The following is a 12,044-nucleotide window of genomic DNA, read 5'->3' on the forward strand; positions in this document are numbered from 1 at the left end:
GGTGTGTCAGTTCTATCTGGCGACGAATGTGTCTTCTCTAAGTGGCAGCAACACGCACATGAGCCAGCCAGCACCCTCCGCCATCACTCGGCTCCGATCGGTCATGTCCCGATTGCGCGATCCTGTGCGCGGCTGCGAATGGGACGTTCAGCAGACATTCGAAACGATCGCGCCCTACACCATCGAAGAGGCCTATGAGGTGGCGGACGCGTGCGCGCGCCATGATCTGGGCGACCTGAAGGATGAGCTCGGCGATCTCCTGCTGCAAGTCGTCTTTCACTCCCGGATCGCCGAGGAACAAGGCGCGTTCGACTTCGATGATGTCGCGACCGCTATTTCGGACAAGATGGAGCGCCGTCATCCGCACATCTTCGGCAACGCCGACGAAGGTGGCCACCACCTATGGGAAACGATCAAGGCACAGGAACGGGCAGCCAAGGCGGACGGCGGTGCGCTGAGCGGTGTTGCGCTGGGCCTGCCCGCGTTACTCCGCGCCGAGAAGCTTCAGAAGCGCGCTTCCCGGGTAGGCTTCGACTGGCCCGACGCGGCGGGCCCGCGCGCTAAAATCGACGAAGAGCTTGACGAGGTCGCGGCTGCCGCGACTTGCGATCGGGCCGAGGAAGTTGGCGATCTGCTCTTCGCGGTCGTGAACTGGGCTCGCCATCTCGGCGTAGATGCGGAGGCAGCGCTCCGGCAAGCCAATATGAAGTTTGAACGCCGCTTCGTCGCCATGGAAGTTGCGGCCGGAGGTTCCATCGCCGGCCGCGCGCTGAGCGATCAGGAAGAGCTATGGCTTGCGGTCAAGCAGCAGGAAAAGGCGGGCTAAGCCTTTCCTGCTAATCCTGTCCGCCTGACCTGCGCTCAGCGAACCTTTCGAAGTCCTTGGCGGACATTCTTACTTCATAGATGGCCTGATCACCCTCGATTGTCTGATCGAGCACTTCCCCATGCTGGTGCAACCAGGCGGCGCTGGCCCCGTCGCCCAGATCGAGCGTGATGGAAAACCGCTGATGCCCTGCTGTAAGCTGGTCGGCGAGTGACCGCACAAACGTGTCCACTCCCTCCCCGCTCAGGGCTGACAAGGCCACGACATCGCTGCGCCGGGCAGCCTCGCCGAGCAGCTCCTCGCGCGCCTCAGCGTCGAGAAGATCGACCTTGTTCCATACCTCGATCCGCGGCGTGGTGTCCGAAACGCCAAGTTCCGAAAGTACGCCCTCCACGTCCACCTTCTGCGCCACGGTGTCAGCGTGCGCGACATCACGAACGTGGACGAGCAGATCGGCAGACACCACTTCTTCCAACGTGGCCTTGAACGCCGCGACCAATTGGGTCGGCAGTTCGGATACGAACCCGACCGTGTCGGACAGGATCGCCTTGTCGATGCCGGGCAGGCTGATCTGGCGCAATGTCGGATCAAGCGTGGCGAAAAGCAGATCTTCCGCCATCACGTGCGCGCCGGTCAACCGATTGAACAGGGTGGACTTTCCCGCATTGGTATAGCCGACCAGAGCGATAACTGGCCAAGGTGCCCGCTGCCGCCGTTCGCGATGCAGACCGCGGGTCCGGGTCACTTGATCAAGCTCCCGCCGCAGCCGCGCCATGCGATCCCGAATCAACCGGCGATCCGCCTCGATCTGAGTCTCGCCCGGACCGCCGAGGAAGCCAAAACCGCCGCGTTGCCGCTCGAGGTGAGTCCAGCTGCGCACCAGGCGGCCGGCCTGATAGTCGAGGTGCGCGAGCTCCACTTGCAGGCGACCTTCGGCCGTCGCAGCGCGCTCGCCGAAGATCTCCAGGATCAATCCCGTTCGATCGATCACCTTGGCCTCGAGCGCAGTCTCCAGGTTCCGCTGCTGGATGGGCGAGAGCGCCGCGTCGAAAACGTACAACGACGCCTCCTCCTGTCGGCCGAGGACGCCAAGCTGCTCGATCTGGCCAGAGCCGATCAACGTCGCGGCGCGCGGCGTGCGAACGCGCACGGCCTGGCGGTCAACTACCTCCACCCCGATCGCCGCGGCGAGGCCGGCGGTCTCCTCCAGACGCGCCTCTGCGTCGCGGGATGACCCGCCCAGATCGGGATAGACTATGACCGCACGCGCGCCGCGTGCGAATTCCTCGCGATCGCGATCGAAGCCGTTGCTCAATCGTCCTCCGAACCCGAAGTCTCGTCCGCCAGATTGAGCGGCCGTGCCGGCTGGATCGTCGACACTGCATGCTTGTAGACGAGCTGCGACGTGCCGTCCCGCTGCAGCAGCATGCAGAAGAGATCAAATGCAGCGATCTGGCCCTGCAACATCACACCGTTCACCAGGAACATCGTCACCGAATCTTCCGACTTCCGCACGGCGTTCAGGAAGATCTCCTGAAGCAGCGGCTGCTTGCGGCCCTGTTCACCTAGCTGGTCGACGATCGCCTGAACGTCGATCTGGGCGCCCGGCATGATCGTCGAAATCGCATGCTTGTAAATCAGCTGGCTTTGCCCGTCGCGACGAAGCAGGACAGAAAAATTGTCGAACCACGTGACAATTCCCTGCAGCTTGACGCCTTTGACAAGGAACAGCGTGACGGGAGTCTTGGACTTACGCAATGCGTTGAGGAAAAGATCCTGCAGCGAGCTTTGCTTGTCGGCCATAGGTCGATGCCCTTTCGTTTTTGGCGGAGTTTGCTCCGCGATGCGCCGGTGCCCGGCGTCGGGTTGCGGCCCATACAGCGCGCTATGCGCTATGTAGGAGGCCGCTCGGTCGTGGTCCAGCGGCTCAATCGTCCTTGGTGTCCGTAATGCCAAGCAGCTTCAGCTTGCGATGCAGGGCAGAACGCTCCATCCCGATGAACGTCGCCGTACGGGAAATATTGCCCGAGAACCGGCGGATCTGAACTTTCAGATACTCGCGCTCGAACGTTTCGCGGGCCTCGCGAAGCGGCGCACCCATGATGGCATTGCCACCGCCCCCGCCGCCCTGATCACCCAGAACTTCGGCCGGCAGAAGGTCCACATCGATCCGGCCCAGCCGGTCTCCGGGCGCCAGGATAATCGTTCGTTCCACCACGTTGCGCAATTGGCGAACATTACCCGGCCAATCGTAGGATTGCAGGGCGACCATGGCCTCTGTCGCGACTTCGGGCGTGCTGACCCGCCGCTCGGCGGCATAATGCGCCACGAAATGCTCGACCAGCGCAGGAATGTCTTCTCGCCTTTCCGACAGTGGCGGAATGGAAACGGGCACCACGTTGAGCCGATAGTAGAGATCCTCGCGGAACCGTCCCTCGGCGATTTCCTGTGTCAGATCGCGCCCCGTGGCCGAGACGACACGAACATCCACCTTCACGATGCGCGTGCCGCCGACCCGGGTGAAGCTCTGATCCGTGAGGACGCGCAGGATGCGGCCCTGCGTCGTGATCGGCATGTCAGCGATTTCATCGAGGAACAACGTTCCGCCATGCGCCTGTTCGAGGAGGCCCGGGCGAACAAGATCACCCCCCTCTTCAACCCCGAACAACTCCTCCTCCACACGTTCCGGGGTCATGTTGGCGGCGCTGACCACGACAAAGGGGCTGCTGGCGCGTTGGCTCCAGCCGTGAAGCAGGCGCGCGGCCACTTCCTTTCCCACGCCTGCCGGTCCGACGATCATGACACGGCTTCCCGTCGCGGCCACCCGCTTCAGCGTGGCGCGAACGGTGTTGATGGCGCCCGAGCTGCCGGTGAGATCGGTATCGCGACCGGCCGAGACCCGCAGGCTCGCCAATTCGCGGCGCAGGCGCTCGGTTTCCGTCGCCCGCTCTACCATCAACAGCAATCGTTCGGCCTGGAACGGCTTTTCGATGAAGTCCGCCGCGCCCTGTCGAATGGCGGCAACAGCGGTATCCAGATTGCCGTGGCCGGAGATCACCAGCACCGCAATGGAGGGGTCACGCCGCTTTATTTCGGCGAGAAGGTCGAGGCCATCGAGGCGCGATCCCTGGAGCCAGACGTCCAGGATGACCAGGCTCGGGCGGCGAGCGGCAATCGCTTCGAGCGCCGCGTCGCTATCGGCCGCGGTTCGGGTCTCATACCCTTCGTCTTCCAAAACGCCGGACACGAGTTCGCGGATGTCGAGTTCGTCATCGACGACGAGGATATCTAGCGCCATGATTATGCAGTCCGATTTCGGGTAAGCGCGGCGAATTCCCCGCCGTCTGTGTCGCTTGCGGTGTCTTCCTGGCCGATCAGTCCGGCCAGCATGGTGGTGTCAAAGGTCATCGTCACGAGCGTCCCGCCACCGGGACGGTCGGCAAAGGAAATCGTTCCGAAATGTTCCTCCACGATCTTCTTGACGATCGCGAGGCCAAGTCCCGTACCCCGCGACCGTGTCGTCATATAAGGCTCGACAATGCGGTCGCGCTCCGCCGGTAGCCCGACCCCGTCATCCGCCACGGTGATAACGGCACGTCCCCCTGTCTCGGTCACTTCCATCAAGATTTCGCCGCCGCCGCGCCCAGCCGCTTCGATCGCCTCAACAGCGTTCTTGACGATATTGGTCAGGGCCTGGCCGATCTGGCGACGATCGCAGACGAGCATGGGACCGGGCTCATCGTGCCGCATCTCGAAGTGGATGGCGGCATGCGCCACTTCATGAAGGAACATGGTCTGGCGCGCGACATCGACCAGAGATTCCTCCCGGAACTCCGGCTTCGGCATGCGCGCAAAGGAGGAGAATTCATCCACCATCCGCCGCAAATCGCCAACCTGCCGAACGATCGTCTCCGTCAGCCGCGCGAAGGTCGTGTCCCCCTCCTCCACCTTGCTGCCGTATCGCCGCTGGAGCCTTTCCGCGGCAAGCTGAATGGGGGTCAGCGGATTCTTGATCTCATGAGCGATCCGACGTGCCACGTCCGACCAGGCGGCGCGGCGCTGATCAAGCAACTGCTGGGTGATGTCGTCGAAGGTCAGGATGGGGCCGGTGCCGTCGCGGGCGATGCGAACCGCCAACGTCCGGGCCTCGCCGGCGGCAGTCAGCTGGATGATCGCCTCGCGCGCCGTGCCTTCCAGCAGCGCGTCCAGCTCCGGCGCAACAGTGGCAAGTGGTCGGCCGATCGGTGTGTCGTTCAGCCCCAGCAGCGTCTGCGCCGAGCTGTTGATGAGTCGGATGGTGCGATCCGGCGCGATGGAGATGACTCCCGCCGACACGCCCGACATCACCGCCTCGATCAGCGCACGCCGATTGTCGAGCTGCGAATTCGCCGTGACCAGCGCGGTATTCTGTTCCTCCAGCCGCTCCGTCATTCGGTTGAAGGCGTGGGACAGGGTACCGACTTCATCACGGGCCCGGGTTTCCGGTACGCGCGCTGACAGGTCCCCGCGCTCGACCCTACGCGCCGCATCAACAAGTTCAGCCACGGGGCGCACCAGGCGGTCCGCCACTGCCAGCGCGATCCACACTGCAATCAAAACGATCAGGAGCGACAGCAGCAGAAGCGCCGCGTTGAACTGAAGTTGCAGGGTGCGCGCACGAACCAGCAGGGTCCGATAATTGGCAAGCGCGGCCTCTGCACGCTCCGTCTGCGTCGTCATTTCCTTGGGGTTGGTCACCCGGGCCGCATACAGATACACCCGCTCGGAGCCCGGAAGCCGCGTCACGGTCTGAATCCGATCACCCGTAACGGTCACCACGCTGCGCTGGCCGCGACGCAGCTGCCCGACGGCATCGGCCGATACCTGGCGCGCGAGATCGAGATCATAAGGATTCACGAACGCCAGCGTTTGCAGCTCACCCGTTGGCGACACCTGAAACAGCAGCGCTTCCGAAAGACTGCGAAAATACGTCTGCTGGAACAGAAAGGCGCCGAACCGCGGATCGTCGATGGCGCGCTCTTCGAGTTCCCGGCTGATGTCGGTCGCCATGGTGACGGTGGCTTCTTCCCACCGTTGCAGGATCTGGTTGTAGGACGTCCGCGTCAGGGACGTGGCATTCTCGAACACGCCGCGCGCGCGATCCGAATACCAGAACTGCACGCCGTATTGGAAGAGTAGCGACGCCGCGATGGTGACAAGCACCATCGGCACCGCGGCCACCATCGAGAAGAGTGCGACCAGGCGAACATGAAGCCGCCCCTCCCCGCCTACCGGCGACCGAGCGGCGCGCCTGCGCGCGATGCGTCGCCCCAGCAGCATCATCAGTGCGACGCCGGGCACCAGGTTCGCCACCAGCAGAAGCGCGATGATTCCGGGCGCGATCAGGCCTTCCGATCGTCCGGTGTGCGCGATCACATAATAAGTGGCGAGTGCGATGCTGATCGCAATGCCGAGTACCCCCGCCTCCATGACGGGGGTCACCGTCAGGCGTTTCGGCGCGAGGGCCGGGTCAATCGCTGGTGCCAAACCGGCGTTCATCGAAGCAAGGCTACAACAATAGTGTTGCAGGGAAAACACATAATCGGATGGTTTATCGCAGCTCGTGCGCAGATGGTCGCGGCGCGGGATCGATGCCCAGCATATCCAGCCGCTTTCGCAGCGTGTTTCGGTTCAGCCCGATGGCGCGCGCAGCCCGCAGTTGGTTGCCCCCGTGCCGCGCAAGCATGGCCTCGATGAGCGGCCGCTCCACCTCGGCGAGCAGTCGGTCGTACAGCGTGCCGTCGTCCAGCACCGCTGGCTCTGATTTGGCCAGCCTGTCGAGATAGGCCCGCACCGCCGCGTCCAGCCCGACATCCGGCATCGGGCAGGCGACCGATTGACCGTTGCCAATCATCGCGTTGATCTCGCCGGCGGAGATCTGGTCGTCGCGTGATAGGGCTGCGAGCCGCCGCATTAGATTTTCAAGCTGCCGGACGTTGCCCGGCCAATCGTGCTGCTCCAGCGATGCCACCGCATTTCCGTCCAGCGTCTTGCGGGGCAGACCGGATTCAGCCGCCCGCTCCAGGAAATGCCGCGCCAGCATGGCGATGTCGCCCCGCCGTTCGCGCAGCGGCGGCAGGGCAATCGGCACGACGTTCAGGCGGTAATAGAGATCCTCGCGGAACTGCCCGGTCGCGACCGCCTGTTGAAGCTCGCGGTTCGTCGCCGCCACGATCCGGACGTCGGCGCGGATCGTTCTGGCACCACCGACGGTGGTGAACTCGCCCGATTGCAGCACTCGAAGCAAGCGCGTCTGGGCCTCGATCGGCATGTCCCCGATTTCGTCAAGGAACAAGGTTCCCCCGGCCGCCTGTTCGAACCGGCCGGCCGTGCGCTGTGCCGCGCCGGTGAAGGCGCCGCGCTCGTGACCGAACAGTTCCGCTTCGATCAGTTCGCGCGGAATCGCCGCCATGTTGATCGCCACGAACGGCGCCGCACGCCGGTGCCCGAGATCATGGATCGCCCGCGCGACCAGTTCCTTGCCGGTTCCCGATTCACCGGACACGAGCACCGTAAGGTCGTTGGACACCACTCGGGCGATGACGCGATAGACCTCCTGCATCGCCGGCGACCGCCCGATCAGGGGAAGGCTCTTGTCCTCGTCCTCGACATGCGTCGGCAGGTCGGCGCCTCGCCGACCCAGGGCCGCGGCCACCGTTCGGGTCAACGTGTCGAGATCAAACGGCTTCGGCAGGTAATCGTAAGCCCCCGCCTCGTTCGCCCGCACTGCCGTAGTCAGTGTGTTTCGCGCAGAAAGCACGATCACCGGCACCTCGGGCGAGGTCTCGTTCAGTCGCGCGGCGATCTCGATCCCGTCACCATCCGGCAGCACGACATCGGTCAGCAACACGTCGGGCAATCGCTGCTGCAGCTCGCGGTCCAGATCCGCTACGCTGGCAGCCGTTCTCACCTGATGGCCAGCACGACGAAGCGCATGGGCAACGACCGTGCGAATGGCGTCATCGTCATCGACGAGCAGGACGTTTCCACCGCTCACCGATGAGAAGCCCGGGGCAAAAGGATGCGGAACACCGTTTCGTTCGGCGTCCCCTCGCGCGAATATTGCACGATCCCGCCCATGTCGCGCACCAGCTTGTCGACCAGCGCCAGTCCCAGCCCCTTCCCCTCCGGCCGGCTCGACACGAAAGGATCGAACAGATGCTCGGCGATATCCTCCGGCGCACCGGGTCCGGTATCCACGACGCAAATCTCGATCGGCAACGGCAATCGCGGGCGTCCCGGCGCCGGCGCGATCGACATGCCGTGCCGGTAGGATGTGGTGAGCGTGATCCGCCGCTCTCCGCGCTCACCTAGCGCAGTCGCGGCATTTTTCATCAGGTTGATCAGCACCTGGAGCAAGGCATCGCGATTGGCGAGAACGCGCGGCAGCGAAGGGTCGAAGCGCTCCTCGATCGTGATCCCGCGCGCAAATCCCGCCTGCGCGGCGTCGCGGGCATGGGCCAGCAGTGGGTAGATGTTGAGCGGCTCCACGGCGAGCGGCCGCGTGTCCGTAAAGTCCTCCATCCGGTCGATCAGAGCGGTGATGCGATCCACCTCGTCGATCACCAGCTTCGTCATAACCTGCGCGTCCACGCCGTCCGCAATCAACTGGGCCGCACCGCGGATGCTCGACAGGGGGTTCTTGATCTCATGCGCCAGCATTGCGGCCGCACCGACGGCGGATCGCGCCGCTGCCGCCCGATCCGCCGAGACGCCCAGCCGCCGCGAGCTTGCGGCATTGTGAAGGGTGATCATGCGCCAGCCGGGATGGTCGGTCAGCTCGACCGCAGCCAGATCGACGCGCAGCCGGTGTCCGCGCGCCGTCTCCAGAGCGAGATCAAACGCGCTGAATGCCCGTCCATCCTGCCCCACCGCTTCCTCGGGCAGCGCCAGCACCTCGCCGACGGACCGTCCGCGCATGGCGCGTTCGGACAGGTTCAGCAGCAACTCGCATTCCGCATTGGCCTGCGCGATGCGCCCCTCCGCATCCACGACCATGAGCGCGACCGGAAGCGCGCTCAGCAGTTCGTGCGCTTCGGGCCCCCGCCGCGTCAGCATCAGGCCGCCACGCGGCTCCGGTACGGCGCGTAGAATTCCGCGAGCATCTTCAGCACCACTTCGGCGTCCGGCTCCTTGTTCACGGCGTTGCGGAACTCCGCCGAACCGTGAATGCCCTTGGTGTACCAGCCGATGTGCTTGCGTGCCATGTTGACGCCGGTCAGGGCGCCATAATGACTGAGCATCGCCTCGTAATGCTCGACGATCAGGTGATATTGTTCATCCAGCGACGGGTCAGGCCGGACCGACCTGCCGGCCAGCGCGTCCATCACCTGGCCGAGCAGCCACGGCCGGCCATAAGCCCCGCGGCCGACCATTACCCCGTCGGCGCCCGATTGCGCCAAAGCCGTTTGGGCGTCGTCGACCGAGCATATGTCGCCATTCACAATCACCGGAAGGGCGACGGCATCCTTGACCTTGCGGACAAAGCCCCAGTCCGCCGATCCCTTGTACATCTGGTTCCGGGTGCGCCCGTGCACCGTGATCATCTTTGCGCCGAGATCTTCCGCAATGTGCGCAAGCTCGGGGGCGTTCAGGCTATCGTGGCACCAGCCCATGCGCATCTTGACGGTCACTGGCGCAGCGACTGCCTTCACCACCGCGTCGATGATCGCCCCGGCATTCTTGAGATCCCGCATCAGTGCCGAGCCGGCATCGCCGCTGGTCACCTTGCGCACCGGGCAGCCCATGTTGATGTCGATGATCGCCGCGCCCTTTTCCTCCGCCAGCTTTGCGGCCTCGGCCATCTCATGCGGGGTGCAGCCTACCAGCTGCATGGAAACGGGCTCTTCGGAAAGGTGCCAGGCCGCCTTCTGGATCGATTGGCGTGTCTCGCGGATGGCCGCCTGACTGGCGATCATCTCCGTGACGTTCAGTCCGGAGCCGTATCGGCGGACCAGCGTCCGGAAGGGCTGATCAGTAACGCCCGTCATGGGCGCAAGAACGACCGGTTCCTCGATCCGAACGGGGCCGATCTGAATGGGGGCGAGGATACGCATCAACCGTTTGCCTGAAAAACAGGCAGGTAAGCGATGACGGGAGCGCTGGCAAGGCGCGTCCGTTATCGCTACGGGCGCAGCGATGAAGACCGTTGCGCTGATTGTGGCCGCCGGGAAAGGCGAGCGAACTGGCGGCGCGCTGCCCAAGCAGTTCGCGCCGCTCGCCGGCAAGCCGATGCTGGCATGGAGCTATGCCGCTTTGTCCGCCCATCCCGCGATCGATGACGTTGTCGTGGTCATCGGGGCAGAGCATGAGCAGCTTTTCCGCAAGGCACTGCCCGGAGCACGCGCCGTGGTTGGCGGCGCAACGCGTCGTGCCTCGGTCGCCAATGGACTGGCGGCGGCCGGCGCGGCGGATGCCGTCCTCATCCACGATGCCGCACGCCCCTTCCCCACCGTCGCTGTTCTCGATCGTCTCGTCGCTGCGCTCAATACGGCAGATGGCGCGGTACCGGTGCTTCCGGTTACGGATACGCTGGTCGCGGCTGACGGCACCAATGTGCCCCGCGACGGCCTCTCCCGCGTTCAAACCCCGCAGGCTTTCCAACTTGATATGGTTCGCCGTGCCCATGCGGCTTGGTCCGGGGAGGAGCCGACAGACGATGCGCAGATGGTGCGCGCCCTTGGCGGATCAGTCGCACTGGTGCAGGGCGACCCGATGCTTGAAAAGGTAACCTGGCCGGGCGACTTCGCCGCGGCCGAAGCCCGGCTGGGGTGGGAAACTCGCACCGCGACCGGCTATGATGTTCATCGCCTGGAAGATGGCGAGGAGCTGTGGCTGGGCGGCGTCCTGATCCCGCACGCACAGGGACTTTCCGGCCATAGCGACGCCGACGTTGCCCTGCACGCGTTGACCGACGCCGTGCTCGGCACGATCGCTGACGGTGACATCGGCTCCCACTTTCCCCCCAGCGATCCGCAGTGGCGGGGTGCGGAGTCCGGCCAGTTCCTGCGGCATGCGGCAGAGCTGGTCACGGCAAAGGGTGGTGAAATCACGTTTGTCGATCTCACGATCATTTGCGAGGCGCCCAAGATCGGCCCGCATCGGGAGGCGATCCGTGCGCGGATCGCGGAACTTCTGCGCCTTTCGACCGATCGCATCAGCGTGAAGGCAACAACAACAGAACGCCTGGGTTTCACCGGCCGCGGCGAAGGCATCGCGACCCAGGCGGCGGCCACCATCCGCCTGCCCATGGCGCAGCTATGAGGCGCTTCCTCGCCGCTCTCGTGCTGCTCACCCTGCCGAGCACCGCGCTGGCGCAAACGCCTTGCCTCAAGAGAGCAGAAGCGGAGGCGATCACCTTGGTCGCCTTGCCGGACATCATTCTGGAAACCGGCCGGGTCTGTACGTCGCTGCCCGCCACCAGCCTGGTCCGTCGGACGTCTGGCCCGTTCCTCGATCGCTATCAGGCGGAAGCGGATCGTGCCTGGCCGGCGGCGCGTGCTGCCATTGCCAAGCTCAGCGATCCTCGCGTCTCGATGCTCCTGCTCCAATCCGAATACGCCCGTCCGTTGATCACTGCCCTGATCGCGCCACAGATCGTGGGCCGGGTACAGACGTCCGATTGCGGCACCATCGACCGGCTCGTCACCCTGCTTGAGCCCTTGGCGCCCAGGAACATCGCGGGGATCGTCGTGGCCAGCCTGCAGCATCTCAAGAGCGAGAAGGCCAGGGGAACCGCAGCGGTGCGCGATGTGCCCGATCTTCCCGTCTGCTCGGCGGCCGAGCGATGAGCGACAGCCTCCTTCCGGATGCCCTGGTTGCCGCTGCAACCCGCGTGGTCGAGGCCAATCGCGCGGCCGGTCGCCGTGTCGCCGTGGCAGAGAGTTGCACCGGTGGCCTTGTGGCGGCGGCGCTCACCGAAGTGCCCGGCTCCTCCGATGTGCTCGAAGCTTCCATCGTCAGCTATGCCAATGAGGCAAAGATGGCGCTCCTGCATGTCTCCGGCGACGTGCTTGAAACCTTTGGCGCGGTGTCCATCGCAACTGCCTGGAGCATGGCGCAAGGCGCGCTGGAGGCGACGAGCGTCGATGTCGCGGTCGCCATCACCGGTATCGCGGGTCCGGGCGGCGGCAGTGAGAAGAAGCCCGTCGGAACCGTGGTGTTCGCGCGCGCCGAAAAG

Annotated in this window: 11 protein-coding genes; 4 read left to right on the forward strand and 7 right to left on the reverse strand. The window is 64.7% G+C overall.

The annotated features are described in order from the left end of the window. Positions 1 to 58: 58 nt before the first annotated feature. Entirely contained in the window at positions 59 to 826 is a 768-nt protein-coding gene (gene mazG, locus AX702_RS18100) for a nucleoside triphosphate pyrophosphohydrolase (protein ID WP_066781838.1), read from the forward strand. A 10-nt stretch (positions 827 to 836) separates the two neighbouring features. Here the strand turns inward: mazG and hflX are convergent, their stop codons facing one another. The 7 genes from hflX to dusB all read right to left on the reverse strand — a co-directional run bounded on the left by hflX (position 837) and on the right by dusB (position 9,921). Beyond that, positions 837 to 2,141: a GTPase HflX gene (hflX, locus tag AX702_RS18105; RefSeq protein ID WP_066781839.1), complete on the reverse strand. Its 1,305-nt coding sequence runs from the start codon at positions 2,139 to 2,141 to the stop codon at positions 837 to 839. Beyond that, a complete protein-coding gene (gene hfq, locus AX702_RS18110) occupies positions 2,138 to 2,671 on the reverse strand; it encodes an RNA chaperone Hfq (RefSeq protein ID WP_269450410.1) in 534 nt (177 codons plus the stop codon). The genes hflX and hfq overlap by 4 nt, the downstream gene beginning before the upstream one ends. Before the next feature lie 82 nt (positions 2,672 to 2,753). Beyond that, positions 2,754 to 4,124 carry a nitrogen assimilation response regulator NtrX gene (gene ntrX / locus AX702_RS18115; protein WP_066781841.1) on the reverse strand — a complete coding sequence of 457 codons (1,371 nt, stop codon included), beginning with the start codon at positions 4,122 to 4,124 and terminating at the stop codon, positions 2,754 to 2,756. Between the two features lie 2 nt (positions 4,125 to 4,126). Further along, on the reverse strand, positions 4,127 to 6,364 hold the full coding sequence (locus AX702_RS18120; RefSeq protein ID WP_066781842.1) for a sensor histidine kinase: 2,238 nt from the start codon (positions 6,362 to 6,364) through the stop codon (positions 4,127 to 4,129). A gap of 52 nt (positions 6,365 to 6,416) precedes the next feature. Next, positions 6,417 to 7,862: a nitrogen regulation protein NR(I) gene (gene ntrC, locus AX702_RS18125; RefSeq protein ID WP_066781843.1), complete on the reverse strand. Its 1,446-nt coding sequence runs from the start codon at positions 7,860 to 7,862 to the stop codon at positions 6,417 to 6,419. Then, on the reverse strand, positions 7,859 to 8,923 hold the full coding sequence (locus AX702_RS18130; protein WP_066781844.1) for a two-component system sensor histidine kinase NtrB: 1,065 nt from the start codon (positions 8,921 to 8,923) through the stop codon (positions 7,859 to 7,861). Before AX702_RS18130 ends, ntrC begins: the two co-directional genes overlap by 4 nt. Then, positions 8,923 to 9,921: a tRNA dihydrouridine synthase DusB gene (gene dusB / locus AX702_RS18135; RefSeq protein ID WP_066781845.1), complete on the reverse strand. Its 999-nt coding sequence runs from the start codon at positions 9,919 to 9,921 to the stop codon at positions 8,923 to 8,925. Before dusB ends, AX702_RS18130 begins: the two co-directional genes overlap by 1 nt. Positions 9,922 to 10,003: 82 nt before the next feature. Between dusB and AX702_RS18140 the strand changes: the two genes are divergently transcribed. The 3 genes from AX702_RS18140 to AX702_RS18150 all read left to right on the forward strand — a co-directional run. Next, entirely contained in the window at positions 10,004 to 11,128 is a 1,125-nt protein-coding gene (locus AX702_RS18140; RefSeq protein WP_066781846.1) for a bifunctional 2-C-methyl-D-erythritol 4-phosphate cytidylyltransferase/2-C-methyl-D-erythritol 2,4-cyclodiphosphate synthase, read from the forward strand. Continuing rightward, positions 11,125 to 11,655 carry a hypothetical protein gene (locus AX702_RS18145; protein ID WP_066781847.1) on the forward strand — a complete coding sequence of 177 codons (531 nt, stop codon included), beginning with the start codon at positions 11,125 to 11,127 and terminating at the stop codon, positions 11,653 to 11,655. Before AX702_RS18140 ends, AX702_RS18145 begins: the two co-directional genes overlap by 4 nt. After that, positions 11,652 to 12,044: CinA family protein (locus tag AX702_RS18150; protein WP_066781848.1), on the forward strand; the 393-nt coding region annotated here is incomplete at its 3' end. The genes AX702_RS18145 and AX702_RS18150, both read left to right, overlap by 4 nt.

It is taken from the genome of Sphingomonas sp. CCH5-D11, assembly GCF_001557395.1.
Taxonomy (GTDB): domain Bacteria; phylum Pseudomonadota; class Alphaproteobacteria; order Sphingomonadales; family Sphingomonadaceae; genus Sphingomonas.

Coding starts and splice junctions, on each gene's coding strand:
- mazG (WP_066781838.1), top strand. CDS start 59: ATGAGCCAGCCAGCACCCTCCGCCATCACTCGGCTCCGATCGGTCATG.
- ntrX (WP_066781841.1), bottom strand. CDS start 4,124: ATGGCGCTAGATATCCTCGTCGTCGATGACGAACTCGACATCCGCGAA.
- AX702_RS18120 (WP_066781842.1), bottom strand. CDS start 6,364: ATGAACGCCGGTTTGGCACCAGCGATTGACCCGGCCCTCGCGCCGAAA.
- AX702_RS18130 (WP_066781844.1), bottom strand. CDS start 8,923: ATGCTGACGCGGCGGGGGCCCGAAGCGCACGAACTGCTGAGCGCGCTT.
- dusB (WP_066781845.1), bottom strand. CDS start 9,921: ATGCGTATCCTCGCCCCCATTCAGATCGGCCCCGTTCGGATCGAGGAA.
- AX702_RS18140 (WP_066781846.1), top strand. CDS start 10,004: ATGAAGACCGTTGCGCTGATTGTGGCCGCCGGGAAAGGCGAGCGAACT.
- AX702_RS18145 (WP_066781847.1), top strand. CDS start 11,125: ATGAGGCGCTTCCTCGCCGCTCTCGTGCTGCTCACCCTGCCGAGCACC.